Annotated in this window: 24 protein-coding genes and 2 pseudogenes; 16 read left to right on the top strand and 10 right to left on the bottom strand. The window is 34.3% G+C overall.

Annotation, left to right across the window (positions count from 1 at the left end):
- Positions 1-30: 30 nt before the first annotated feature.
- The 4 genes from AC0L8O_RS13925 to AC0L8O_RS13910 all read left to right on the top strand — a co-directional run bounded on the left by AC0L8O_RS13925 (position 31) and on the right by AC0L8O_RS13910 (position 5,552).
- The gene (locus AC0L8O_RS13925) at positions 31-900 is read left to right on the top strand and encodes an NAD(P)-dependent oxidoreductase (protein ID WP_473443097.1); all 870 of its coding nucleotides are present in this window, start codon (positions 31-33) and stop codon (positions 898-900) included.
- Between the two features lie 235 nt (positions 901-1,135).
- Positions 1,136-3,232 (top strand): peptidoglycan D,D-transpeptidase FtsI family protein, encoded by a 2,097-nt coding sequence (locus AC0L8O_RS13920; RefSeq protein WP_473443095.1) that lies wholly within the window; start codon positions 1,136-1,138, stop codon positions 3,230-3,232.
- A gap of 80 nt (positions 3,233-3,312) precedes the next feature.
- Positions 3,313-3,507 carry a hypothetical protein gene (locus AC0L8O_RS13915; protein ID WP_473443093.1) on the top strand — a complete coding sequence of 65 codons (195 nt, stop codon included), beginning with the start codon at positions 3,313-3,315 and terminating at the stop codon, positions 3,505-3,507.
- Positions 3,508-3,746: 239 nt separating this feature from the next.
- Complete coding sequence (locus AC0L8O_RS13910) at positions 3,747-5,552, top strand: PAS domain S-box protein (protein ID WP_473443091.1); 1,806 nt, start codon at positions 3,747-3,749, stop codon at positions 5,550-5,552.
- A 75-nt stretch (positions 5,553-5,627) separates the two neighbouring features.
- On the opposite strand, the gene AC0L8O_RS13905 is transcribed toward AC0L8O_RS13910, so the two are convergent.
- The gene (locus AC0L8O_RS13905; protein WP_473443089.1) at positions 5,628-6,779 is read right to left on the bottom strand and encodes an aminotransferase A; all 1,152 of its coding nucleotides are present in this window, start codon (positions 6,777-6,779) and stop codon (positions 5,628-5,630) included.
- A gap of 321 nt (positions 6,780-7,100) precedes the next feature.
- On the opposite strand from AC0L8O_RS13905, the gene AC0L8O_RS13900 reads away from it, so the two are divergent.
- Positions 7,101-7,286 (top strand): hypothetical protein, encoded by a 186-nt coding sequence (locus AC0L8O_RS13900; protein ID WP_473443087.1) that lies wholly within the window; start codon positions 7,101-7,103, stop codon positions 7,284-7,286.
- 61 nt (positions 7,287-7,347) lie between these two features.
- On the opposite strand, the gene AC0L8O_RS13895 is transcribed toward AC0L8O_RS13900, so the two are convergent.
- The 4 genes from AC0L8O_RS13895 to AC0L8O_RS13880 form a co-directional block, all read right to left on the bottom strand.
- Complete coding sequence (locus AC0L8O_RS13895) at positions 7,348-7,476, bottom strand: hypothetical protein (RefSeq protein ID WP_285844079.1); 129 nt, start codon at positions 7,474-7,476, stop codon at positions 7,348-7,350.
- A gap of 144 nt (positions 7,477-7,620) precedes the next feature.
- On the bottom strand, positions 7,621-8,007 hold the full coding sequence (locus AC0L8O_RS13890; protein WP_473443085.1) for a transporter: 387 nt from the start codon (positions 8,005-8,007) through the stop codon (positions 7,621-7,623).
- 136 nt (positions 8,008-8,143) lie between these two features.
- Positions 8,144-8,536 (bottom strand): hypothetical protein, encoded by a 393-nt coding sequence (locus AC0L8O_RS13885; RefSeq protein ID WP_473443083.1) that lies wholly within the window; start codon positions 8,534-8,536, stop codon positions 8,144-8,146.
- A 116-nt stretch (positions 8,537-8,652) separates the two neighbouring features.
- A complete protein-coding gene (locus AC0L8O_RS13880; RefSeq protein ID WP_473443081.1) occupies positions 8,653-9,939 on the bottom strand; it encodes an NCS2 family permease in 1,287 nt (428 codons plus the stop codon).
- A 341-nt stretch (positions 9,940-10,280) separates the two neighbouring features.
- Between AC0L8O_RS13880 and AC0L8O_RS13875 the strand changes: the two genes are divergently transcribed.
- Both AC0L8O_RS13875 and AC0L8O_RS13870 read left to right on the top strand, forming a co-directional pair.
- Positions 10,281-10,931 carry a glycoside hydrolase domain-containing protein gene (locus tag AC0L8O_RS13875; protein ID WP_473448888.1) on the top strand — a complete coding sequence of 217 codons (651 nt, stop codon included), beginning with the start codon at positions 10,281-10,283 and terminating at the stop codon, positions 10,929-10,931.
- A gap of 166 nt (positions 10,932-11,097) precedes the next feature.
- Entirely contained in the window at positions 11,098-12,003 is a 906-nt protein-coding gene (locus AC0L8O_RS13870) for a chemotaxis protein (RefSeq protein ID WP_473443079.1), read from the top strand.
- Positions 12,004-12,132: 129 nt separating this feature from the next.
- Here the strand turns inward: AC0L8O_RS13870 and AC0L8O_RS13865 are convergent.
- The 3 genes and pseudogenes from AC0L8O_RS13865 to AC0L8O_RS13855 all read right to left on the bottom strand — a co-directional run bounded on the left by AC0L8O_RS13865 (position 12,133) and on the right by AC0L8O_RS13855 (position 14,797).
- Positions 12,133-12,611, bottom strand: a pseudogene (locus AC0L8O_RS13865) (YkyB family protein).
- 301 nt (positions 12,612-12,912) lie between these two features.
- The gene (locus AC0L8O_RS13860; RefSeq protein WP_473443077.1) at positions 12,913-14,211 is read right to left on the bottom strand and encodes an MFS transporter; all 1,299 of its coding nucleotides are present in this window, start codon (positions 14,209-14,211) and stop codon (positions 12,913-12,915) included.
- 91 nt (positions 14,212-14,302) lie between these two features.
- On the bottom strand, positions 14,303-14,797 hold the full coding sequence (locus AC0L8O_RS13855; protein ID WP_473443075.1) for a L,D-transpeptidase family protein: 495 nt from the start codon (positions 14,795-14,797) through the stop codon (positions 14,303-14,305).
- Between the two features lie 251 nt (positions 14,798-15,048).
- On the opposite strand from AC0L8O_RS13855, the pseudogene AC0L8O_RS13850 reads away from it, so the two are divergent.
- Both AC0L8O_RS13850 and AC0L8O_RS13845 read left to right on the top strand, forming a co-directional pair.
- Positions 15,049-16,526 (top strand): annotated as a pseudogene (locus AC0L8O_RS13850) (Ppx/GppA phosphatase family protein).
- Between the two features lie 141 nt (positions 16,527-16,667).
- Positions 16,668-18,779 carry an RNA degradosome polyphosphate kinase gene (locus tag AC0L8O_RS13845; RefSeq protein WP_473443073.1) on the top strand — a complete coding sequence of 704 codons (2,112 nt, stop codon included), beginning with the start codon at positions 16,668-16,670 and terminating at the stop codon, positions 18,777-18,779.
- A gap of 197 nt (positions 18,780-18,976) precedes the next feature.
- Here the strand turns inward: AC0L8O_RS13845 and AC0L8O_RS13840 are convergent, their stop codons facing one another.
- The gene (locus tag AC0L8O_RS13840; protein WP_473443071.1) at positions 18,977-19,837 is read right to left on the bottom strand and encodes a metallophosphoesterase; all 861 of its coding nucleotides are present in this window, start codon (positions 19,835-19,837) and stop codon (positions 18,977-18,979) included.
- Positions 19,838-20,024: 187 nt separating this feature from the next.
- Between AC0L8O_RS13840 and fadH the strand changes: the two genes are divergently transcribed.
- The 4 genes from fadH to AC0L8O_RS13820 all read left to right on the top strand — a co-directional run bounded on the left by fadH (position 20,025) and on the right by AC0L8O_RS13820 (position 23,317).
- A complete protein-coding gene (gene fadH, locus AC0L8O_RS13835) occupies positions 20,025-20,789 on the top strand; it encodes a 2,4-dienoyl-CoA reductase (RefSeq protein ID WP_473443069.1) in 765 nt (254 codons plus the stop codon).
- Between the two features lie 137 nt (positions 20,790-20,926).
- Positions 20,927-22,144: an EAL-associated domain-containing protein gene (locus AC0L8O_RS13830; RefSeq protein ID WP_473443066.1), complete on the top strand. Its 1,218-nt coding sequence runs from the start codon at positions 20,927-20,929 to the stop codon at positions 22,142-22,144.
- Positions 22,145-22,208: 64 nt separating this feature from the next.
- Complete coding sequence (locus AC0L8O_RS13825) at positions 22,209-22,448, top strand: hypothetical protein (RefSeq protein WP_034332189.1); 240 nt, start codon at positions 22,209-22,211, stop codon at positions 22,446-22,448.
- Between the two features lie 206 nt (positions 22,449-22,654).
- Positions 22,655-23,317 (top strand): DUF3993 domain-containing protein, encoded by a 663-nt coding sequence (locus tag AC0L8O_RS13820; protein ID WP_473443064.1) that lies wholly within the window; start codon positions 22,655-22,657, stop codon positions 23,315-23,317.
- 181 nt (positions 23,318-23,498) lie between these two features.
- On the opposite strand, the gene AC0L8O_RS13815 is transcribed toward AC0L8O_RS13820, so the two are convergent.
- Entirely contained in the window at positions 23,499-23,732 is a 234-nt protein-coding gene (locus AC0L8O_RS13815; RefSeq protein ID WP_473443062.1) for a glutaredoxin family protein, read from the bottom strand.
- Positions 23,733-24,128: 396 nt separating this feature from the next.
- On the opposite strand from AC0L8O_RS13815, the gene AC0L8O_RS13810 reads away from it, so the two are divergent.
- The 3 genes from AC0L8O_RS13810 (at position 24,129) to AC0L8O_RS13800 (ending at position 25,182) form a co-directional block, all read left to right on the top strand.
- Positions 24,129-24,365: a YkuJ family protein gene (locus AC0L8O_RS13810; protein WP_473443059.1), complete on the top strand. Its 237-nt coding sequence runs from the start codon at positions 24,129-24,131 to the stop codon at positions 24,363-24,365.
- A 24-nt stretch (positions 24,366-24,389) separates the two neighbouring features.
- On the top strand, positions 24,390-24,542 hold the full coding sequence (locus AC0L8O_RS13805; RefSeq protein WP_473443057.1) for a hypothetical protein: 153 nt from the start codon (positions 24,390-24,392) through the stop codon (positions 24,540-24,542).
- A gap of 121 nt (positions 24,543-24,663) precedes the next feature.
- Complete coding sequence (locus AC0L8O_RS13800; protein ID WP_473443055.1) at positions 24,664-25,182, top strand: ribonuclease H-like YkuK family protein; 519 nt, start codon at positions 24,664-24,666, stop codon at positions 25,180-25,182.
- Positions 25,183-25,435 lie beyond the last annotated feature (253 nt).

Genomic DNA, 25,435 nt, shown 5'->3' with positions numbered 1-25,435 from the left:
ATATTTATAAAAAATAAGGAGGAGTTACTGATGAAACAAAAGGTTGGATTTATTGGATTAGGTGTTATGGGACAAAGCATGGCTAAACATATCTTACAGGCAGGTTATCCCTTAAGTGTCTATACAAGAACAAAGAAAAAGGCAGAAGATCTTATAAATTTAGGGGCAGTTTGGATTGATTCTATTAATGAATTGGCTAATGAATGTGAAGTCATCATTACCATGATTGGCTACCCAAAAGATGTTGAAGAAGTATACTTAGGGGAAAACGGGATTGTTTCCTCAGCAAAACCTGGTACATATGTTATTGATATGACAACCTCACAACCTTCGTTGGCTAAAAAAATATATGAACAGGCTAAGTTAAAAGATATATATGCTCTTGACGCCCCTGTATCTGGAGGAGATATAGGAGCTAGAGAAGCACGGTTAGCGATTATGGTTGGCGGTGATAAAGAAGCTTTTGACACCTGTTTTCCTCTATTTGAAAAGATGGGAAAAAACATTGTCTATCAAGGAGAAGCTGGATCTGGTCAACATACAAAAATGTGTAATCAAATTGCTATTGCTTCAGGTATGATCGGTGTTTGTGAGGCTATTTCTTACGCGAAAAAATCAGGGCTGGAACCTGAAAATGTACTGAAAAGTATTACGACCGGTGCAGCTGGAAGTTGGTCATTAAGCAATCTCGCACCACGTATGTTGGCAGATGATTTTGAACCGGGTTTCTTTATCAAACACTTTATAAAAGATATGGGCATTGCGCTTGATGAATCAACTACAATGAACCTTTATACTCCTGGATTGGAACTTGCACATCAATTGTACGAGAAACTGGCTGAAGCTGGTTTTGAAGATAAAGGCACACAAGCTTTAGTGAAATTATGGGAAGAAATTTGAAGAAAAAACAAAATTAGTATCCTTTTTTGAAACTTTTCATAAAATAAAATCGTCTAAATATAAAAGGTTGTCCAATAAAAATGGACAACCTTTTATATTCATTTCACTTTTTCTACTTCACATGAATGTCATAAAGCAATCTATCTCTTTGTGCTTTTTAGTGGTAAAATAAAGGGTAGCCTAATTTTATAAATCATTTTTTTATATAGAAAAAATTTAGATAGGAGGGAGTTCTTTGACAGAACAAAACACAAGTAAATCAGAACAGCGAAAGCTGAGAAAATCAAGGTACATAAGGACCAATGTGTTCTTTTTTGTTGTGTTCCTGTTATTTGTTGCTTTAATTGTTCGATTAGGAGTCGTTCAAATTGTTCAAGGGGAAGAATTTTCAAAGGAAGTTTCAAAGACAGAATCAGATTACGCAAGTCTGCCTGCTCCACGGGGAAAGATGTATGACAGGTACAATCGTGTGGTTGTTGATAACAAAAGGGTGCCTGCGATTACCTATACTGTTGATAAGACGACAAAAGCAGAAGACAAAATCAATACGGCCATTAAGCTTGCAGAGTATATTAGCTATGAACCCGAATACTTAAAAGAAGAGCTTAAAGAGCGTGATATACGTGATTTTTGGTTAGCTTCGAATCCAACAAAAGCAAAGGAATTATTAACTGAAAGTGAATTGGAATTAGAACCATCTGAAACATATAAGCTACAAGTAGAACGTGTTCCTAAAGCTGAAATTAGTAAAATTGAGAACAGCCTGGAAGATATGGAGTTAGCTTATATTTACACACGCTTTTCGTCAGGCTACCAATATGAACCACAAGTTGTAAAATCGCTAAATTTAACAGATGATGAGGTTGCACTTGTTGCTGAACATTTAGAACAGCTTCCTGGGGTTGATGTTATTACGGATTGGGGACGTGAATACCCTTATGCTTCCCTACAAACGATTTTCGGTGGAGTAACTTCGGCTGAACAGGGTATTCTTCAATCACGTCAGGATTATTATAAGGCAAGAGGATATGCAAGAAATGAACGTGTAGGAAAAAGTTATCTTGAATATCAATATGAAGATTATTTAAATCCTAAAAAAGCAAAAATTGAATATATTTCTGATAATAATGGGAATATTGTATCCGAACAAGTTGTAGAAGAAGGACAACGCGGATATGATTTAAAGCTGTCATTTGATATGGAATTGCAGATGGAAGTAGAAAAAATCATTGAAGAAGAACTACGCAAAGCGAGTAGAAGTCACTTTCTTATGGATCGGGCGTTTGTCGTGATGATGGATCCGTATCAAGGTGATGTATTAGCGATGGCTGGAAAGATGCTTGATCCAGATGACCGAAGTGGAGAAATGCTTGACTTTGCTTATGGAGCCTTTGCTACTCAATATGAAGCTGGATCAACTGTTAAGGGTGCAACTGTGCTAGCTGGTTATCAGGATGGGATGCCTATTGGGCAAGGATTTGTTGATAAAACAATGTATTTCAAAGGAACTCCACCAAAAAGTTCTTATAGTACTCTCAATTATGTTACTGATCTAACTGCATTACAACGGTCATCAAATGTGTATATGTTTAATGTTGCTCTAAGAATTGCTGATATAAAATATGTTCCACATGGCCCCTTAAATGTGTCAACGGAGGACTTCCAAAAGCTTCGTAATTATTTCGCCCAATTTGGTTTAGGAGTTCCAACTGGTATTGATTTGCCTCAGGAATCAGCTGGTTTGTTAAGTACACCTGATGCAGCTGGTAAGCTTCTGGACATCTCCATCGGACAGTTCGATACGTATACACCACTTCAATTGGCTCAATATGTATCTGTTATTGCAAACGGTGGTTCACGTGTTCAACCGAGAATCGTAACAAGTATCCATACACCTGTTGATGAATCAACACTAGGGCCAATTGCTGTAGATAAGTCTCCAACTGTATTGAATCGAGTAAACAATACTCAAGATGAAATTGAGCGTGTTCAACAAGGGTTTAAAATGGTTGTTCAAACAGCTCGTGGTACTGCTTCAAGGTACATTGATTATGATTCAGCAGGTAAAACAGGAACATCTCAAACAAATTACTATGGACCCAGACGTGAATATTGGGGTAAGAAAACAAACAATTTAAACTATGTGGGTTATTATCCAGCAGATAAACCAGAAATAGCATTCAGTGTTGTTGTGCCTTGGGCAAACAATGATAAAACCCCTGTAAATAAAAATATAGCCAACAAAATTATTAAAGCTTATATAGATCTCCAAAAGAAATATGTTACCACAACCGAAATTGATCCTGAAAAATCGGCAAAAGAAGAGGAATAATCTCCTCTTCTTTTGCTATTTATGGAAAAATTTATTTATCACATATTTCATTCTTCCTATCGCAAAATAAGATTAATCGTGTGAAAGGAGTGAAGAAAAATGGCAAAACGAACGAAAAAAATGATCCGCAACAAAAAAATAAAAAAGGCTTTGATTCCAGTGTACTCGATTCAGAGTTTAGCCATGAGTTTGGAAGCGCTGCGGCAAATAAAATTCATAAAGATAAGGCGAAAAAAGAAAAAGCGGCTAAAAATAATGGGGAATATAAAGGCTAAAAACTTGGCGGTATGCCAAGTTTTTTCTTATGATCCCTACAAAAAGAATAGAATAATGAAATTTGATAGATTGACAAACTTACAGAACAATGTAAACTTATTTTTAAGAAATATGCGGTCTTAAAAAAGGAATTTTTACTATAGAAATAGAATTATTAAGGTTAAAATAATCGAGATGTTTGTTCGTTATATAAAACTAATGAACTAGTATAGAGGTCACGAAAAAGGTGGGAGAACGAATGGAAAGAGGCTTAGTACGTCAAGAGGAAGTGAGTCAGTCTTTAGAACTTTATGCTGTTGTCTCTTCAAATGGCCGCTTTCAATATATTTCATCCAATTCATTAGAATTACTGGGCTATTCAAGTTCTGAACTGGTCGGTAAGTACATGAAAGAATTTTTACATATCGAGGATTTATTTTTAGTTGAAAGTTACTTTTTTAATGAGCATCATCTTCATCCTTGTTCATTCCGTTTTTTTACTAAATTAGGTAAATATGTCTGGTTTGAAGCTGACCTTGACTTTATCCGCAGCAATGTTCAAGATGTTGAGCAGGAAATCATCCTCAAAATGAGATTATTAACCAAAGCAGCTACCGGTTTGACTGATCATAATCAGAATGGCTTAACCAAGTTGAATGATAAAGAATTTGTGAGCCAAGACCGTATTCTACTTGAAGATTTGCCTACACCTGTTTTCATATCAAAGAAGGGAAAGCTTTGTTTTGTTAATCAAGCATTTCAGGATTTATTAGGGGCAGCTTCCAAGGAACAACTAATTGGGAAACATACATTCGATTTTACGGATAAAGGATATCATGATGTCATTAAAAATAGAGAATATCGATTATACAACGGAGAGAAAATCGGTATTATTGAAGAAACTTGGCACACGTTAGATGGTCGTGAAATCAATCTGGAGATAATGGCCTCGCTAACGAAATTTAAAGGGTCCTTAGCTGAACTGGTAGTTATGAATGACATTTCTTCTAGAAGGAACTTTCAAAAGATCCTCCAGAAAAGTAGAGAAAGATATCAAAGGCTCATTGATAATTCCATCGACACAATAGCCGTTATTCATAAAGATAAATGGGTGTTTATGAATGAATCAGGTGTGAAGCTTTTTAAGGCAGAAGATTATCCAGATATGTTGGGACGTAATATTTATGAATATTTACATCCTGGCGATCATCAAACAATGAGGAATTCTTTGAAACATATTTTAGACGGAACATCAGATGTACAACTAACAAAACAATCATGGTTAATTTCAAAAGAAACAACCATATATACTGAGATGGTATGCATTCCTACAACTTATTATGGGGAAAAAGCAGTTCAAGTGATTTTGCGTGATATTTCTTACCGAAAAAAAACAGAAGAGTTAATGATTAGATCCGAAAAATTATCAATTGCTGGGCAATTGGCGGCAGGTATTGCACATGAAATTCGTAATCCATTAACATCCATCAAAGGATTTTTGCAAATCATGCAACCGGATATTTCTAATCATAGTCAATATTTTCATATCATTTTTTCAGAGCTCAATAGAATCGAAATGATATTAAGTGAGCTTCTTATGTTAGCAAAACCACAGGAAACAAAATTTACGAAAACAGATTTGGTAACATTACTCAATGACGTTGCAATTCTACTAGAAACACAAGGGAATATGAATAATGTTTCAATCTTACAAAAGCATTCTTTCCCGGAATTGCAAATCAATTGTGATGAAAATCAATTAAAACAAGTATTTATTAATTTATTTAAAAATGCAATAGATGCAATGCCTAAAGGCGGTAAAGTAAAAGTACTAACAGAGAAAATCAACCAATCTGTTAAGATTATTGTAAAGGATGAAGGAGAAGGGATTCCTCCCGAATTTCTTGAGAGAATAGGTGAACCTTTCTTAACAACGAAGGAAAAGGGAAATGGTTTAGGTTTAATGATTACATATAAAATAATTGAAAACCATAGGGGTAATATGTATGTAGAAAGTGAAGTAGGAAAAGGAAGTATATTTACAATTGTATTGCCATGTGGATAATTTTTTTCGTTAAGCTGAAACAACGGCAAATGCCGCTGTTTCAGAAAGTTAACGGTTGGAAACGAACAGAAAAGATCATGAAAGATTCGTTACGTAGTTTTCCATTCTGTCCATTGCTTTTTTTAATTGCTCCATTGAGTAAGCATATGATAATCGCACGTATCCCTCTCCATACTCCGAAAAAGCACTACCGGGTACTAAAGCAACTCCAGCATTTTTCACCAATGATAAGGCAAAATCAAATGATGATTGCTTGAATTGGCTAATATTAGGGAATAAGTAAAATGCTCCATTTGGTTTTACTACATCGAATCCCATTTGAATTAATCGATCGTACACATAATCTAAACGTTCTTGGTATGAATGTTTCATAGCATTAGCATCGTCCATTCCAATCGTTAAAGCTTCTACGGCCGCTTTTTGAGATATAGATGTAGCGCAGGAAACATTGTATTGATGAACCTTTAAAAGATGTTTGGTGATAGCTTCAGGAGCAAATACAAAGCCGACTCTCCATCCAGTCATACTATGTGACTTTGATAAGCCATTAATGACAATGGTTTGTTCCCATATATGTTTAGCAATAGAATGATGAGTTCCTTCATAAACTAATTCACTATATATTTCATCTGATAAAACAAAAATATCTTTTCCCCTGACAAGATCTGCAATTTCACTTAATTCTATATCAGTAAGTGTCACTCCGGTTGGGTTGGACGGGTAAGGAAGAACAATACATCTCGTCTTTTCTGTTATGTAAGGTGCTAAAAGTTCGGCAGTTAACTTAAAATCAGTTTTTGTTGTATCCACGTAGACTGGTGTTCCACCAGCGAGTTTTATTAGTGGTTCGTACCCAGGATATACGGGACTAGGTAAAATGACCTCGCTCCCTGTCTCAAGTATTGTACGAAACGTACAATCAATTGCTTGGCTAGCGCCAACCGTCGTAATGATTTCGTTATTTGGAGAGTAGGTTAAACCATATTTTTTATTCACAAATTGACTAGCAGCTTCTCTTAATTCAATCAACCCAGCATTATGAGTATAAGTTGTGAAATTATCATCAATTGCCTTCATTCCTGCGGCTTTTACATGCTCAGGTGTTGGAAAATCCGGTTGTCCAATCGTGAGAGATATAACATCTTCATAATCTGCTACAAGATTAAAGAACTTTCTAATGCCTGAGAGTTCTATTTGTTTTACTTTAGAATTAACTAAATGTTCCATATATGAATCCTCCTAAAGATAATGTAAAAGGTTGTATGATTGCGTTAAAGCTTGGCATATTTCTAAAAATTAAACATATAGGAGTAATTTTACCATTTTTATTGGACATGTCACCTTTTTTCTTATATAGAATATATGTCTTTTTAACGTGTTTAGATATGAGAATAAAAGGGTAAAGTGAATTGGATGTAAGAAGGAGATCTAAAGATAATACAAAGAATAACAATAATTATAAATCTCCATATTTAGAAAGACCGACACAAAGGTGGTTTAACGACCGAATAATTATAGAAACATGATTTTATAACTATTGAGGTGATAATGATGAGTGAAGAAATAACATTATTAACCAAAGAAGAACAAGCGCTAATTGATAAGTTGGAAAATGAAATGCTTTTTGCCCTTTCAAGTGCACATGTTAAATTTTATAAAAATGAAATACAAACGATAATTTCACAAGCAAAACGAAGACAAGCATTTTTAACAAAATATGCTTATGAACTATAAAATGTTTAAGGTTCTCAAAACTACGGAATCATGTAGGTGAGAACCTTTTTGTTATCATATTTTACTGATTTCGAGGACGAGTTTTTTCTGCTTTTTTATTAACCGATGTAAGATCTTTAGAAATTTCAAGATCTGTGATAGGTTTAGCCGTTTGAAGTCCGGATTTTGTTTTAATATTGCGCTTTGTCATGATATTGCCCTCCTAATAAATATTTGGTCTTGCAAAATTACTATGTACAGGTAATGGTGATTTTATTTTTACAATTTTTACTTCTGAGTCAAAATAAAAAATCATGAAGGTTGCACATAGGACAATCCTTCATGATTTTTGCTGTTAACAACTAAACGAGCGAATTTGATCAAGGTCAATTCCAAAGTAAACCCAACGATATTGACGTCTTCTCCAGCGATAGCCTGCAACTGAATTTCGACCTACAAATGTAGGATAATACCAAAAGGCACGACCATTATTTAGACGAACGTACGTAAAGCGGAATAAACATCTACGGATTCCACCGGGATCAACTGCAAAAGTTCCTATTTGACTTTGGGATTGCATTGGAGGTATCTCACCAGGTGGTGGTCCTTGTGGGGGTCCCCCTTGACCAGGCCCTCCTTGAAAACCCGGTGGTCCAAATGGTGGTTGTTGATCAAAGCCGCCGCCAGGAGGTCCAAATGGCGGGAAACCGGGCATTGTAAACTGACGATTGTATGGATACATGTGTAATTCTCCTCTCATAAAACCTTCACGTTTACAATATGCCAGTGTCAAAAATAGGTGAATGTCCACATAGAGAGTGATTGGAAAATAGTGAGGGGCAGCTCATTTTGCATGAGCTGCCCCATTCACTAGAACATTAACGAACAAGTGTCTCGACTGTTCTAGTTTGTAAATCCACCATATACCATGCTTCACTTTTTTCACGATTACCTTCAAGAGAGTAGACATGTACTATATAATTCCCATCTTCAACATGATCGTATTGTACGATCGTATTCTTATCTCTTCTAACTCCAAGCTTCTCTTTTACTAATTCCTCTGCTTGTGTAGGGTGAAGAGGGTCACGATCATGATCATAATTTACTTCTTCTCTTGCTTCTAAAAGAAGATCATCATTTGTTTTGACTCGATTATTTCCTGTTTGTAATAATCCCTCTTCTTGATTCTCACTTGTAGCCTCATCCTCGTTTACGTTGTTGCACGCTGTCATCATTAATAATGTTAATAACAATACAACATATCTTCTCATGCTTCACCTCTAGTATACTTTTTTCACATTATCTTTATTTTGTGAAAAGGAATAAATTTTATACGAAAGATGTAGAAGTAAAAGAGGCAATGAAAAAAGACAGACAAGTGTCTGCCTTAATGAAGGGTATGAAAAACAAAATTAAATAAAAATAGCAAAGCAATAATATACAGAGCTGGTTTTACCTCATCTTTTCTTTTTAAAATGACTTTTACTATAGGATACATAATAAAACCAAATGCCATACCATCTACGATACTGTAAGTAAAAGGAATTAAAGCGATGATAAGAAAAGCTGGAAAGCTTTCACTAAAATCATGTAAATCAATGTGTTGGATATTTTGTATCATTAAGCTACCAATTAAAATGAGAATTGGTGCAATAGCACTATCCGGGATAATTTTGATAATAGGTAAAAATAACAGAGAACTTAAAAAGAGCAAACCTGTTGTAATAGAAGTTAAACCCGTTCTCCCACCTGCAGTAATCCCAGCTGCAGTCTCAACTGTACTTACAGTTGGACTTGATCCGAAAATGCCTGATGTGATAGTAGATAAGGCATTAGCTTGAAAAGAACGCTTGTAGCGATCAGGGCGATTGATCATATGAACCTGACCAAATACTAGCCCAATATTTTCAAAAACAATAACCATTGTTAAAGAAAAAGTAGCAGTCCAAAATGCAAGATCCATTATACGACTAAATGACATGGCAAAAAGGACATCTTTGTAGACAAGAAAAGCCTCATGCGGTTTTGTCGAGAAATCAACTTCCAGCAAACCAAAACATGCAGATAAAATGGTACCGGCAAAAATACTGATTAGAAAATTACCAGGGATTTGTCTGATAAATAAGCCAACCGTAATGAGTAAAGTTAAAAGTGTCACGATCACTCCAGGTTGGCTAAAGTCTCCTAAAGCAACAAAGGTATCACTATTAAGAACAACAATCCCACCCTTTTGCAATCCAATAAATGTTAAAAAGAAACCAATACCCACTGTAATTGCTTCTTTTAATGAGAGGGGAATAGATTCTGAAATAATGACAGACAGCTTTGTAAATGCAATTAGTGTAAAAAGAATGCCGGACACAAACACAACTGCTAAACCTTCTTGCCATGTTAGTCCCATTCCCATGACAATTGTATACGTAAAGAGAGCGTTGACACCCATGCCTGGTACAAGGATGATCGGAGTATTTCCGAAGAAGCCCATAATTAGGCAACCTGCTATTGAGGTCAGAACCGTTGCAATAATCCCAGCCTCTAAAGGTATTCCCGCATCTGATAATATTGAAGCATTTACAACAACGATGTAGACGATCGTAAAAAAGGATACTGTCCCTGCAAGTATTTCCTTTTTTATAGTGGTCTTGTTTTCATGCAATCGAAAAAACTTTTCCAAAGTTACCCTTCCTTATGTGTGTAACCCTCAACCCAACCCGTAAATTTGTAATCAAACAATTTACAAATGGATTATATCAGGAGTGTTACAACTTTGCATTATTTTTAATTTATAAAGTGTGAAAATTTCAATCATTTACATGTAGGATGGCATTAAAATATTCGAAACATGTACATGTTAGGAGATTGTATAATTTGTTATGACCTTAGCTGGTGAAACAAATGCAGAAAATCATAAAGCTTAATGTAAAAAAAGATCAAACTTTATTTGTTAGCATGCTTTAAACAACCCTTGTCATACATATATATGTGTAGAGCTTAGAGAGAAAGGGCGTGATGTCTCTGGCACGTAAGATTTGGGGAGTAAATTCTACTGGCCCAGTTAATCAGGATTTCTTCATAAGGGTAAGAAAAAATTTAGGATTACCAAAATATTGGGGGAGATATCTAACAGAAATCCCCAATGTGTCAAGCGGTTTAACAAAAGCGGAAATTAACTTTCTTAGAAATAAAGGAATTAAGATTTTGCCAATATATAATGTCATTAGTGAAGAAATAGGCTACGAATATGCTCAAGTTGCTGGTAGGAATGCAGTATATCATGCAAGGAGGTTAGGTTTTCCGAAAGAAACAGTATTGTTTGCAAATCTAGAGAATTTACATAATGTCGATGCCTTATGGATACGTGGGTGGACGGAAACTCTTATTCCATCAGGCTATAGAGCAGGATTTTATCAGGATTCTAAAAAAGGAAGTTTTGCTCAGGCATTTTGCCAGGCAGTAAAAGATAATCATGACATTGCAACACAAACAATACTTTGGAGTGCTGAACCTGAAACGGGTACTTCATCTGAAAGAAAAGCACCAAGATATAATCCTGTAACTCCATCTTGCAGAGCCAATGTCTGGCTGTGGCAATATGGTCGAGATATGAATAATGGTCCGATTGATACAAATTTAGCAGATGATAGAATTTTAAATTTCTTATATTGATGAAGAAGCTTGGATGTTAGACCAAGCTTTATTTAAGTACTTGTGAGAAAATAGAAACTAATTTACTTCTTTCCTATCATTCATATTATATGAAAAAGGGCTATAATTTTTTAATAATATGCCGATATAAAGTATACAAATGTATCTTCATGGAAGGAAGTTTTATATGGACCAACAAAAGGGTATTTTACTTGAAAGCGGCACAAATGAGCTTGAAATAGTCGAATTTAGTATTGGGAAGAGTAAGTTTGGTATTAATGTAATTAAAGTTAAAGAAATTATTCAGCCAGTACAAGTTACTAAAATACCACATTCTCACCCAAATGTAGAAGGAATAATAGAAATCCGGGGAGAGATTCTTCCTGTGGTGGATGTAGCGAAAGCTCTGGGATATCCTCAAAGTGATAGACCATTAGAAGAGAAATATATTGTAACTGAATTTAATCAAACGAAATTGGTTTTTCATGTTCATTCTGTTACACAAATCCACCGTATCTCTTGGGAACATATTGAAAAACCATCTGGAATGTACCAGGGGCTCGAGAGCCAAATAACCGGAGTAGTGAAAATGAATGATCAAATGATTTTACTATTGGATTTTGAAAAGATCGTTGTTGATATAAATCCTGATTCAGGGATAAACATTGAAAATGTAAAAAAATTAGGTGAAAGAGAGCGGTCTGAAAAGAAGCTAGTTGTGGCTGAAGATTCACCACTTCTTAGAAAGTTACTCCAGGAAACGTTAAATGAAGCAGGGTTTCAGCATATTGAGTTTTTTGAAAATGGGAAGGATGCTTTATTCTATCTAATTTCAATTGTAGAATCTGGGAAAGCGATTGAAGATGAAGTTCAACTTCTCATAACAGATGTTGAAATGCCGCAAATGGATGGACATCATCTAACTAAGCAAATTAAAGAAAACCAGTCCTTAAGTGTCCTTCCGGTTGTGATCTTTTCGTCGTTGATCACAAATGACCTTCGTCATAAAGGACAAATGGTTGGAGCTAGTGCGCAGATTAGCAAACCTGAAATAAATCTTCTTGTAGAGCAAATAGACAAACATATTCTATAATATAAAGGCTATCATGTTGTAATATACATGATAGCCTTTTGTTAAAATATAGAAAAAATTCAGGGATGGTAGAATATATGTGGAGAATAGCCACTTATAAAAGTGCGTATTTCCAAAGTGTGGCTATTATTACCTGTAACTTTCACCTAATCTTTTAAACACGGGTTTTTCATATGTACGTGTTTTTTTGATTGAAAGGATTGAGCTGGCTTTTTTTCTTCATTCATACCAACATAACATTGTAAAAGGATTTTAGCCTTTGATAAAGACATATGTGCTTTGGGATTTCGATAGGTTTTATTTAAAGTACCTAAATGTGGAAGTTTATCGAAGTCATCTTTTGTAGGAGGCATATGAAAGTAATATTCTCCTGCTGATACTAAAACATCTGATTGCTGTTTGCTAAATTTAGGATTGTTTGAAAAATGTAGTCCTTTTTTTAAAGCTTTCCCCTCGTGGACAAGTTTCAATAATGCTTTCTTCTTTAATGCATAGAGAAATTTAGGGTTTGGCGCAGTTTTTGCATGTCTATTTACAACATAAATAGCACGGGCGAGGTTTTCTGTAGATTGTTGATTACTTGGATCGAGACGATTATGATCCTCCATTGGTTCTCTCCTTTTCATTTTACACTCTCATTTAATAAGTTTCTTACTTAAATTATACTTAGTAAAGAGTAAAATGCAACAAGTTACGGTATTTATTTTGAATAATTCAATAGCTATTTCGTATTATTGTATAAACAAGTACATTAGAAAAGGTTAGAAAAACTAGGCTTGTCAACTGTCCTAATGGAGAAAGCCTTAGTTTCTTCTATACTATCATCCATAAAATTAATATACTTTCTGATGAAATAAAAATAAAAGTGTATCTGCTCAATTGTATATCAGTTGAGCAGATGCACTTTCTTTACATCGATGGGACATTACTTGGTTTTTGTGTTTTTTGTTTGTGTTGTAGTAGTTTTTGTTTCTTATCAAAAGCTTCGCTTAGCTTAGGTAAGGTAAAAGCATAGAATAAAGAAACCAATAATATGACAAATGCAATACCATAATATAAGTAATCAATTTCTTGAATAAACTTAGGGAAAAGGAGAGCAATTAATCCCAGTGTTGCGGATTGGGCGAACATCATTAAAGGATCAATCCAACCGCTTACACGTCCCATTAGCTTCGGATGTACTATTTTTGGCATCCAACCGCCTATAGCAATATTAATTGGTCCCAGGCATGTCCCAATAATAAACACAACGACAAGGAAGACAGAAAGTTTATCTGTAAAGCCTAAAAAGAAAATGAGTAAACTTGTTAAGAAAATAGGAAAAATCATTAATTGATGAGGCTTGAACTTTGAGGCAATCAAGGTTCCTAAACCGCTGCCTGTTAACAATCCGAAGCCTAAGGAAACAGCAAATAAAGAAGCGTACCATTCATAGTTCGTTGGTGATAACTCATATTTCATGGTAAACATTGGTAAAATGGCGAAAGCTCCGTTGAAGAATCCGAAAATAAAAAATCCGAAAATAAGGACGGAAAGCAATCGGTTTTTGACAATATAAAGAATACCAGCCTTAAAGTCTCCAATAGATGATTTTATGTTTACATCTTTCCAGTCTACTTTCCCATTAGGCAATCTTGCAGAAGTAGGGATTTTGCAAGAGCGGATTAACAAAGCAGAAAATATAAAACTAAAAAAATCTACAATGACCGCACCATGGACGCCAACTGTTTTATAGATAGCGGCTCCTAAACCAACTCCAAACACCATAAAGATACTAAAAAGCATTTGATTTAATCCAGCAGCTTGGGCATATTGCTCTTTATTTAATATTCCTTGAACAAGGCTGTTCTCCGCTGGGAAAAAGAACTTAGTAACAGCACTTCTTAAAAATAATACGAGAAAAATAAAAGGAATAGAATTGGTGAAAAGAGCTCCGAAAAGGAGAACTGTTAAGGCAGCTCGAATCCAATCGCAATTTTCAGCCACTTTTTTTCGATCAAATCGATCTGCAACGACTCCGACGATAAAAAACACAAGGATGGTTGGTAGTGAATACATTAATTCAGCTATAGTTGCGTAAGAAGGTTGATGACTAAAGTGATCTAAAAGATAAAAGGCAAAAGCCATGTTTCCAATCGTTGTTCCCATTTGAGAGAAGAGGGCTGCAAAAAATAATTTTACAAAATTTCGATTATGAAAGATTTTCATGGGTACGCTCCTTATATGACAATATTCCATTTGTCATTATAAGGTAATATTACTCGTTTTGATACGTTAATTACAAAATCTTAATAAAATCTTAAGGTCTAATTGATACTTTAGTTCCATTTGGAACCAGGGAAGCCAATTCCACGACATCCTCATTATACATTCTGATACATCCAAGTGATACTGCTTTTCCAATCGAAGCAGGGTTATTTGTACCGTGAATACCATAGTGTATCTTGGATAAAGAAAGCCACATTACTCCAAATGGACCTCCAGGGTTTGGTTCACGATTTACGATCACAAAGTCTCCTACAGGAGTAGCAGTAACCATTTTACCAACTGCAATAGGATATTGTTTCATTACCTGTCCGTTCATGATTAAAGTTAACCTTTTCAGTGAGATTGAAATCTCTATGGAATAGGGAATACTGTTGGGATCGGGTAAACCTGGTATTGTAATTTTCTGACCTATAAATAGTAAGTTTGGATTGGTAATCCTATTAACAGCTATGAGCTGTTGTATAGATGTGCGATAATTAGCAGCGATTACGGCCAATGACTCTCCTCGTTGAACAGTATGAATCATTAACATCACTCCAGTTGGAAGTAAATTGCCCAAGGAACAGGGATTTTGTAGGTTAAAACTTAATATACCTTATGAATGAATATGTTATAATGTACATTAATTTATGACTGTTTATTTTTCTTTTTAGTTGATAATCTGTAAAGTTGAAGCTCTATGACTTGTGTAAAAGTAAATGTATTTTTATTTTGAAAATAAGGGTGTTGAATTTGGATAGAGAAAAATATGCAATTGTTGATATCGGCTCAAATACAATGCGTTTGGTTATTTATTTACGTGAGAAAAGCGGTAGATTAAAAGAAATAGAAAATGTTAAGGTTGTTGCACGGTTACGAAATTTTCTTTCGGATGAAGGAGACTTAACAGAGGATGGTATTCGTATACTTATTGATTCACTATTAAGTTTTAGGGAAGTTACGAACCATCATTCTTTATATGATGTAAAGTGTGTTGCAACTGCTACTATTCGACAAGCAAAAAATCAACAGCAAATTCTTGAACGTGTAAATAATGATACTGAATTTTCAATTCAAATCTTGTCTGAATACGAAGAAGCTTATTTTGGTTATTTAGCTGTGGTCAATACAACATCCTTTCAGAGTGGGATCACTATAGATATCGGTGGAGGAAGTACAGAAGTAACGTACTTTCATGACCGGAAGTTAATGAACTATCATAGTTTTCCTTTTGGGGCTTTATCATTAAGAAAACAATTTATTTCTGGGGAAATTCCCACTGAATCAGAATTAATAACCCTTCGTAATTTCATTAAAAATCAATTGGACCAGTTAGAATGGGTGAAAGATAAATGTCTACCTATAATTGGTATCGGAGGTAGTGCACGTAACCTGGTCCAAATTCATCAAGAATACGTTGCCTATCCAATTGCCGGGGTTCATCAATATTTAATGAGTAGAGAAGATGTTTTTGAAATGAATCAGTATCTACAATCCCTTTCATTTCCCGAGTTGCAAAAGGTAGAAGGACTTTCAAAAGACCGTGCAGATATTATTATACCTGCTGTTGAGGTGTTTCGTCAGTTAATGAGCATCGTAGGAGCGGAACATTTTGCCTTAAGTCGAAAAGGGTTACGGGATGGAGTTTTCTTTGAAGAATTAACAAAAGAATTTGGTATTTCTTTTTTCCTAATGTTATTGAGGAAAGCTTTTATGAGCTTGCAACAGACTATAACGTTAATTTAAATCATGTTTTTCATGTTACAAATAGTGCTGTAATGATAACGGAATTATTAAATAAAGCTGGAGTTATTTCAACAACAGATGAGGATAAGTTGTTTTTAAAACGGGGTGCCTTTGTTTATAATCTTGGATCATATATCGATTCTGAATCAAGCAGTCAGCACACATTTTATTTATTAGCAAATCGTACAATTGATGGATTATTTCATAAAGACCGTATGATTGTTGCCCTCATCGCTTCTTATACAAGCAAGTCAGGATTTAAGCGATATGTTACTCCATATAGTCAATGGTTCTCAAGAGAAGAGTTACAAACATATAGGATATTAGGGGCAATCTTAAAATTTGCTTACAGCTTAAATGCAACAAAAAGAAATATTATTAAATCCATTGATTTACATACTTACAAAGAAGGATTAACCTTTTCTATTACATGTCATCATGATTGGAAACCGGAACAATATCAAGCTGAAAAGCAAAAAAAGCATTTAGAAAAATTATTGAAAAGGTCAATAACAATTATTTTTTCCTGAGGAGGACATTTTAAAAAGTAGCAAGACAAAACGAATTCTATTTACGAAAAATTAATAATAATTTACAAAAAATTTACAATCGAATTAGTCCCTTAGTGCTATTATGAAACAAAAGAAATTGTCGAAAAAGGGTGAAGGTACATGAATACAATCAATCAAAAAGCTTTGGATCTTCAAAGTCCGCTTTATTATAACAATAGAGAATTAAGCTGGCTTGCATTTAATGAACGTGTTTTAGAAGAGGCTTTAGATGAGCATAACCCTTTATTTGAGAGGTTAAAGTTTCTGGCTATCTTTAGCTCTAATTTAGATGAGTTTTTTATGGTTCGTGTAGCGGGATTAAAAGATCAGGTAAAGGCTGGATTTAATAAGCCTGAAAATAAAGCTGGGATGACCCCAAAACAACAATTAAATCAAATTGCTCAAAATGCTCATAGGCTAGTTGGGCTGCAATATGACTCATACAATAATTTGCTTATCCCACAGTTAAGGGAAGAAAACATCGAAATACTACATATGACTGACTTAACGTCTGAACATTATAAAATTCTCGAGGAATATTTTGATGAGCAGATTTTCCCTGTCTTAACACCTATGGCAGTTGATGCATATCGCCCATTTCCTATGCTCCTCAATAAAAGCTTAAACTTGGCCATTGTGATTGAGGATAACGATGAATTCGAGGAAAATCGCTATAAGACAGCAATCGTTCAAGTTCCTGCTGTTTTAGAACGATTTGTAAAATTACATACTTCCTCTGATCAAAATCGGTTTGTTTTATTAGAAGATATTATCAGTACATTTATTCATAAGCTTTTCAAGGGGTATAAAGTAGTGTCAGTTTCAGTTTTTAGGATTACAAGAAATGCGGATATGACAATACATGAAGAAGGTGCTCGGGATTTACTGAAAGAGATTGAAAAAGAGTTAAAGAAACGTAAATGGGGAGCTGCGGTTAGGTTGGAAATTCAAAAAAATGGATTTGACTTAAACATTCTGCGTTATTTAACTAAAGAACTTGAAATCCATGAAAAAGATGTATATGAAATTGATGGACCTCTTGATCTAACCTTCCTATTTAGCTTTGCAAAAGAAATGTCAAAACTTAGAGAAGATCTTACATTTGAAGCTCTAATTCCCCAGCCACCGGTGGACATTTCTTCAGATGAGGATATCTTTGAAAAAGTATCAGAACAGGATGTGTTTCTTCATCATCCATATGAATCATTTGAACCGGTAGTAGAGTTTATATCGGATGCTGCTGACGATCCGGATGTATTAGCGATTAAGCAAACATTGTATCGGGTTAGTGGAGATTCGCCAATTATTGATGCATTAAAACGTGCGGCTGAAAACGGTAAGCAAGTAACAGTTTTAGTTGAGCTGAAGGCACGCTTTGATGAAGAAAAAAATGTACAGTGGGCTAAGGAATTAGAAAAGGCCGGATGTCATGTTATCTATGGAATGACATATTTAAAAACTCACAGTAAGATAACACTTGTCGTAAGAAGAAAAAATAACCGGATTGAACGTTTCGTTCATTTAGGCACAGGTAATTATAATGATCAAACAGCAAAGATTTATACAGATATGGGACTTATCACTTCAAAGCGTAAGTTCGGAATTGATGCAACAAACTTTTTTAATTATTTAAGTGGATACACTGAAAAGCCAGACTTCCATCATCTTTCAGTGGCACCTTTTGACATTAGAAAAGATTTTATAAAATTAATAGATCAAGAGATTCAATTTCAAAAGAGATTCTCTAACGGACGTATTATTGCAAAAATGAATTCATTAACAGATAAAGTGATCATTACAAAACTTTATGAAGCATCAAATGTAGGTGTGCAGATTGATTTAATCATCCGTGGAACGTGCTGCTTACGACCAGGAATAAAGGGCGTAAGTGAAAATATTAGAGTTCGAAGCATTGTTGGGCGATTTTTAGAACATAGTAGAATCTATTTTTTCCATCATAATGGTGAAGAGAAGACCTTTCTTTCATCTGCAGACTTGATGACAAGGAATATGGAAAAACGTGTTGAAATTTTGTTCCCTATTTATGAGGGTCATATAAAAATGAGGCTAAACCAGGTGCTGGCTCTGAATTTAGCTGATAATGTGAAGGCAAGAGAACAAGATCAACATGGAGTTTACCATTATGTTAAACGCAATGAGGATGAAGCATTAGTTGATAGCCAGCTCACATTATTTAGCAAAGCCTATCAATTGCTAGAGGATGAAGAATAATTGAAGATCCAGTAAGACATGACTTTACGCCAAGAATGGAGGAAGTTGATGTCTTTTCTAATAAGTTGAAAATTTAAAGTATTAAAAGGACAATTTCTTAGAAATTGTCCTTATTTTGAGTTAAGAAAGTATAAAATAGGTACTTTTTTCTAGCACAAGCGCTAAGCCCCTTGATGGACTAGGCGCTTGTGCTTTTCTTATTCAGAATGAAGAGTTATTTGTGTAATCTCCGGAACGGATAAAAAGCGAAAAGGAAGTCTTGTTGTTCCTAAGCCCCTATTAACATAGAGCTTCATATTATCAATATCATACATTCCTTCAAAATATTCAGTTGCGAATGGAGGTGTAATAAGAGGGCCGTAAAAAGGAAGCTGCACTTGACCACCATGACTATGACCTGACAATTGTAAATGAACATGATATTTTCTTGACTCAAGAGCAGCATCCGGTTCATGTGCTAATAAAATATTAAATGTATGTTTATTTAATTTACCTAAAGTTCCTTCATAGCTTGGTCTCCCTAACATTAGATCATCAATCCCGGAAACGGAAATTTTATGTCCATCTAACATGGAAATATTTTGCACTTGGTTTTGGAGTAATGTAAAGCCTGACATTGTAATAACATTTTGGTAAATATCAGTCCCATATCCTCCATGATCATGATTTCCATAAACAGCAAATTTTCCAAAAGGAGCTTCTAATTTTTCAAGTACAGGAACAATTTCATTTATTTGTGAATATTGATTAGGCTCATCCATTAAATCACCAGTGAAAAACAATAAATCAGGTGATAGATCATTTATTTTATCGACGATTGTTCGTAGTCTTCCAATCGTAAAGTATTCACTAAGATGTGTATCACTGAATTGAACAATTTTAAATCCATCGAACGATTTTGGGATCGTTGAATGTGTAATTTTTAGTTGATTTATATCTAAGAAACCAGGTTCAAAATATCGAGCATATGTATACCCGCCGGCTCCAGCCAAGATTCCTCCAATGGATATGGAAAAAAGTCCTTTAAGAAAAGATCTTCTTGAATAAAGTTTTTTCATTAAATACCAACCATTCTCAAACATTTTTCAATAGATCAATTATTTCATACTAAATTATAGCACGGTTTTATGACTAAGTCCTATTTAAACGTAAAGATGAACCTTCAGTTTCATTAGATAATAGGGCTAAGTTATGATAAAATAGATGAATGAATAGTCATTCATAAAAAGGGCAGGAGGGAAGAACATGAAAAATAAAGTGATCATTGTAACTGGTGGTTCTAGCGGTATGGGAAAAGTGATGGCAAAGCGATTTGCTAGTGAAGGGGCTAATGTTGTTATTGTTGGGAGAAATCAGGATAGACTTGATGAGGCTCGAAAAGATATCGACGGAGAAACTGGGAAAATTTTTTCTTTTCAAGCAGATATAAGAGAACCGGAAAAAGTATCAGAATTAATTCAATATGTTGATTTAACATGTGGAAGAATAGATGCAGTAATTAATAATGCTGCAGGAAATTTTATTTGTCCAGCTGAAAAGCTGTCAATTAATGGTTGGAAATCTGTCATTGATATTGTCCTAAATGGTACTTTTTATTGTTCATCCGCTGTAGGGAATTATTGGATTGATAAGCAAATAAAAGGTTCGATTATAAACATTGTGGCTACATATGCATGGGGAGCCGGTGCAGGTGTTATTCATTCAGCAGCTGCTAAAGCCGGAGTATTATCAATGACGAGAACCTTAGCTGTAGAATGGGGGAAAAAATATGGAATAAGGGTGAACGCTATTGCACCTGGGCCAATTGAAAGAACAGGTGGAGCTGAGCGTTTATGGGAATCTGAGGAAGCGGCGAAAAGAACGATCGATAGTGTTCCACTAGGTCGTTTGGGTACGCCTGAGGAAATTGCAGCATTAGCATCATTTCTTCTTTCAAATGATGCAGCTTATATTAATGGAGAATGTATTACAATGGATGGTGCTCAATGGTTAAATAAGCATCCTTTCTAATACGAGAGTTAAGTCTAACTGTTGACACATCTATACATTAAGTAAAACCATTGTTCACAAAGTATAAATACATCTAAACATTCCCTTAATATGCTATAATTATGTTTATACAGATAGAGATATGTGAGGGGATTGCAATGGATCCGTTAGATGTGTTAACGAATATAGATAAGGTTATACCTTACTACCAGGCCATTTTCAGCGCTGATGAACAAAGGATCATCGGATATGAAGTATTAGGAAGAATAAAGCTAAATCATGAGATTAAAAGTTTGGGTGAATTTTTCCAGGATGAAAACATTCCAGATGAATATCGGATTGAAGTAGACGATTCTATCTTACATAATGCAATAGATGAGTTTCTGGAATTAAAGGAATCGCATCTTCATCTCTTTATTAACCGTGATGCAAACTTATTAATGATGGATCATGGTGAAAGTTTTTTAAACATCCTACTGGATAAACAGGAAAAAGGATTAAAACTTAATCAGATCGTATTAGAGATTACCGAACATAATTTTCGAGGTGATATTGAACAACTTTATCATCTTTTATTATATTACAGAACATACGGTATTAAAGTAGCGATTGATAATATAGGTAAGGCTAGTAGTAATCTTGATCGGATTGGTCTTTTATCTCCTGATATTCTAAAAATAGATCTACAGCCATTAAGACTAAGTTCACCATCCCAATCATATTACGATGTACTTTATTCAATCTCCCTTTTAGCAAGGAAGATTGGGGCTACATTGCTGTATGAGGATATTGAGGTCAATTTTCAGCTTCAATATGCGTGGAAGAATGGCGGCCGTTATTATCAAGGATTTTACTTAAATAAACCACAACGGGAATTTGCAGAAATTGATGATTGTAAAAATATGCTAAAATATGAGTTCCAGACATATATTTCCTCCGAGAAAAAGAAGCTTGAAAAACTTTATCTTTTTACGGAAGCCTTTAACAACCGTGTGCAACAAGTGCTTCATAAAATAGGGAAGCAATTTATTGATTACGAAGATCTGTTACAACAGCTATCAAAGCAGCTAGATGACTGTAGTTTTAGAATTTATATTTGTGATGAAGATGGTTTTCAACAATCCGTTAATATTTTCAAAAAGGATAATTGGCAAATTCAGCCGCAATATTACTTAAATAACTGGAGTTGGCGACCTTATTTCTTAGCCAATATTATGAGAATGAGATTTGATCAAAAAGGATTTTTAAGTGATGTATACAGTGATATTGAAACGGGAGAATTAATTCGGACATTTTCCTTTCCCTTAAACCAAAAGCATTATCTATTTATTGACTTGTCTTATGATTACCTCTATGAAGAAGAAGGTCTATTATAAGTTTTTCCAAGGCATATTTATTTATTGAGTGAGTCATCCTATTTATAAAAGGGGTGACAGTAGGATGACCTATTTAACAATGGTTCTTGGTGTAATCGCATTACTAATATTAGTAACAAGCTTAATATATACCTTTAAAATAGGGAAGCTTGTTAGTGGAAGAAAAGCGAAATATGATACACAGTTAAATGAGAAGGTGCAGGATCATCCTTATTCGCGTAATCCTGTTTTTTTGGCCTATATGATTGCAGCAGTTCTTTCATTAGCTTATATTTTTTATTTGGCTTTTTCAATATCATGGTAAACAGTGGACAAAGGTTCACTGTTTTTTTTGTGAATTTATAAAGATCGATTAGACCTTTGTCAAATTGGGTAGAGAATAATGAAGGTTGTTGTCATAATTTGATTGGATTTTACGAACGTTCATACCGCTATATTGACAAATTTGTTGGTAAAATAGGGAAGAGATAAAGATTGTCCAAATCATTAATGAGAGAGGATGGAATAAGAATGAGACAAAATAAAGTATGTTGCAGTTTACTTATCATAGCTATTCTCCTGGTATTTTCTCATCCAGTATTTGCTTCAAACCTTGAAAGTTTGAATAGAGAAAACATCTTATCTCATCTACAAGATGCCTTTAAAGCACAACAATCATTATCAGAAAAGCCAAGAGAAAAAGAGGAAATAATCCAAATTCTTTCTGAATATTTTGATAAAGATATAACATCCCAATATTTAAACAAAAATCTGTTTGAAGAAGACGGGAAATATATTGTTTATGGTACAGATTTTCCAATTCACGTGATTCCGTTTTTTAGCTTTGACGAAAAGACAAAGATTGTTGAAGAAAATGAACAAATTGTTGTTTATGAATTTTTCCCTGCCTCAAATGATGGTCCTGTTAGCTATGATGACCACTATGAGTGGGTAAAATTAACGAAAACACAAAAAGGATTAATGGTTACTGATATTAAAAACTATGCAAAAAATTTAGAAGAAATTGGACATAATAAAAAGAATGGACAAGAAGTTAGAGGGACAAAAAATTCAGAAGTGGATAATCATAATGAAAGAGGATATCTTTTAAATCAACACTTAAGCCAGATCTTGTTACCTTATTTTTACTCAAAGACAATTTCACATCATTTTCTCATAGAGAAAATGATGTGAGTTTATGAAAAAAACATTTGACATTGAAAGTGATAATCATTATCATTATAAATGAGAAAGATAATCAACTACTGCCTATTGCTACGTAGGAACTTGATTAGTCATAAACTCTCGTTTTCCCCAAACCCCTTTAATAGAGTGAAAAAAGCTTGGCTGGTCACCAAGCTTTTTTCTATTCCTTTTACAATCCTAATAGTTCCTCAAGTTTTTTTAAATCAAACCCAATAACAACATGGTCGTCAACAGTAACAGTGGGTGTTGACGATGATTGTAAATCTTCAACAAGGGTGTGCCGTGCATCTTTATCGACACTAATATCTTTATCAATATAAGTGATATTATGATGGTCTAAAAATTGTTTAACAACTTGGCAAGGTGGACAACTTGGCTGAGAATATACAATTATTTTTTTCACGTTTATCTCCCCAAACAATAAATATTTCCTATGGAGTCATTGATAACAAATTTTATTAGTAGAATAATGAATGTATTTGTGTTAGTTAATAGAACAACATCTGTTTTATGAACATCATAGGAATATGTGTTACAATTATACAGGCTACTGCTTCGAGCGTAAATAAATAAACGACATTTTCATATAATATGATGAAAAAGTGGACAAAATAAAGGAAGTTTAACATACTTTGATAATTTCCTTGGAATTCCCTACATACATAGTGTAAAATTGACATGGCACAAAAGTAAGATGCTGATTATTGAATCGTCGTTTAGTGGATAGAATGAGTGGTAGAGTAAACAATAAAACGAAGGAATTAGTTATACGTTAACTCTTCCGGAAGGGGGATATCTGGTGTCACAACTTTTAGGTATTATTACAAGACTTCAAAATCTTCAAGAAAATTCTGGTTCAGGAGAACCTATCCAGCGCTTTTTTGAGGTTGAAGGTGAAAAACGTTGCAGTGTAAAATATTTTGACAAGAATAGTACGTTTGAGCTTGAGGTTTATCAAAAAGGTGAAAAACCTCAATCATATCAATTCGATAATATTGATATGATTGCTATGGAAATTTTTGATCTCCTTCAATAACAGTTTTAAAACTAAGGAGGCAAAATGAAAAAAGATCCTTTTGTTATTTGTCCATTTTGTCAAGGAAAAGGACCACTTTCAGAATCATTAACAGCACAATCTAATCAAAATGTGATCTTTACCTGTACTCAATGTCACGAGACCATTAGAAACATTGAAACAAGTAAAGGGGAATAGTCATACCATCTGGTATGGCTATTTTTTATTCATATTATGTCTTGTCTTCGTCATACAGTATAGTAACGGAAAATTTGTTTTTCGAACATACTAACAATGAAATATGACAAGGAGTTGTAAGATGAACGATTCTTTCACCTTTTATAATGTCTCTGAGAAGAGGATGTCCTTTCAAACTGTACTTGAGCGTATAAAAGGCTTTATGTTAAAGGACCCACGTTCAGAATATGTATTGTCTATTGGGTCAGATTCACATGTTCATCAGACAGAAACAAAGTTTATTACAGCTGTTCACCTTCATAGGGTTGGTAAAGGTGCGTGGGGTTGCTTGAAAAACCATACTGTAAACCGGCCGATTACAAGCATTAGAGAAAAGATCTCAATGGAAACAGCACTAAGCCAGGAAATTGCTTACTATTTTATTTCTAAATATTTAATGGAATTAGCAGATATTCTAATTCCGTTTGCAGATGAGGGAGCAGATTTAATTTTTGAGATACACTTGGATATTGGCAGAAGAGGAGTGACAAAGGAATTAATCCAAGAAATGACTGGAAGAATTGAAGCAATGGGAATCGAGGCAAAAATAAAACCGGAATCCTACACAGCTTTCAGTTATGCAAATAGATATACCAAATGAGAATTAAATAGTCTTGAATAAGTAGATACTCCTGCAAGAGTATCATTTTTTTGTCATCAGAAAAACCACATTGTATAGCTGTATGAACCGTATACAACGGATCTCAACAGTTAAAATATTACGATTTCTTATCTTTTTAAGAATATAGGAGAGTAAACGAAGAAATGGAATTTCATTTTATGATATGATAGATTAGGAAACTTTAACACACCTCTTTGTGGTTAAAAATAGCTTTTTAGAGAGGAAGAACAAC

The sequence above is a fragment of the Metabacillus sp. KJ11-3 genome, from assembly GCF_055808295.1.
This window is presented reverse-complemented; position numbering and strand designations above follow the sequence as displayed.

Excerpts from the sequence above, each read along its gene's own strand:
- AC0L8O_RS13925 (WP_473443097.1), top strand. The coding sequence starts at position 31 with ATGAAACAAAAGGTTGGATTTATTGGATTAGGTGTTATGGGACAAAGC.
- AC0L8O_RS13910 (WP_473443091.1), top strand. The coding sequence starts at position 3,747 with ATGGAAAGAGGCTTAGTACGTCAAGAGGAAGTGAGTCAGTCTTTAGAA.
- AC0L8O_RS13905 (WP_473443089.1), bottom strand. The coding sequence starts at position 6,779 with ATGGAACATTTAGTTAATTCTAAAGTAAAACAAATAGAACTCTCAGGC.
- AC0L8O_RS13900 (WP_473443087.1), top strand. The coding sequence starts at position 7,101 with ATGATGAGTGAAGAAATAACATTATTAACCAAAGAAGAACAAGCGCTA.
- AC0L8O_RS13895 (WP_285844079.1), bottom strand. The coding sequence starts at position 7,476 with ATGACAAAGCGCAATATTAAAACAAAATCCGGACTTCAAACGGCTAAA.
- AC0L8O_RS13890 (WP_473443085.1), bottom strand. The coding sequence starts at position 8,007 with ATGTATCCATACAATCGTCAGTTTACAATGCCCGGTTTCCCGCCATTT.
- AC0L8O_RS13885 (WP_473443083.1), bottom strand. The coding sequence starts at position 8,536 with ATGAGAAGATATGTTGTATTGTTATTAACATTATTAATGATGACAGCG.
- AC0L8O_RS13870 (WP_473443079.1), top strand. The coding sequence starts at position 11,098 with ATGGACCAACAAAAGGGTATTTTACTTGAAAGCGGCACAAATGAGCTT.
- AC0L8O_RS13860 (WP_473443077.1), bottom strand. The coding sequence starts at position 14,211 with ATGAAAATCTTTCATAATCGAAATTTTGTAAAATTATTTTTTGCAGCC.
- AC0L8O_RS13855 (WP_473443075.1), bottom strand. The coding sequence starts at position 14,797 with ATGATTCATACTGTTCAACGAGGAGAGTCATTGGCCGTAATCGCTGCT.
- AC0L8O_RS13845 (WP_473443073.1), top strand. The coding sequence starts at position 16,668 with ATGAATACAATCAATCAAAAAGCTTTGGATCTTCAAAGTCCGCTTTAT.
- AC0L8O_RS13840 (WP_473443071.1), bottom strand. The coding sequence starts at position 19,837 with ATGAAAAAACTTTATTCAAGAAGATCTTTTCTTAAAGGACTTTTTTCC.
- fadH (WP_473443069.1), top strand. The coding sequence starts at position 20,025 with ATGAAAAATAAAGTGATCATTGTAACTGGTGGTTCTAGCGGTATGGGA.
- AC0L8O_RS13830 (WP_473443066.1), top strand. The coding sequence starts at position 20,927 with ATGGATCCGTTAGATGTGTTAACGAATATAGATAAGGTTATACCTTAC.
- AC0L8O_RS13825 (WP_034332189.1), top strand. The coding sequence starts at position 22,209 with ATGACCTATTTAACAATGGTTCTTGGTGTAATCGCATTACTAATATTA.
- AC0L8O_RS13820 (WP_473443064.1), top strand. The coding sequence starts at position 22,655 with ATGAGACAAAATAAAGTATGTTGCAGTTTACTTATCATAGCTATTCTC.
- AC0L8O_RS13805 (WP_473443057.1), top strand. The coding sequence starts at position 24,390 with ATGAAAAAAGATCCTTTTGTTATTTGTCCATTTTGTCAAGGAAAAGGA.
- AC0L8O_RS13800 (WP_473443055.1), top strand. The coding sequence starts at position 24,664 with ATGAACGATTCTTTCACCTTTTATAATGTCTCTGAGAAGAGGATGTCC.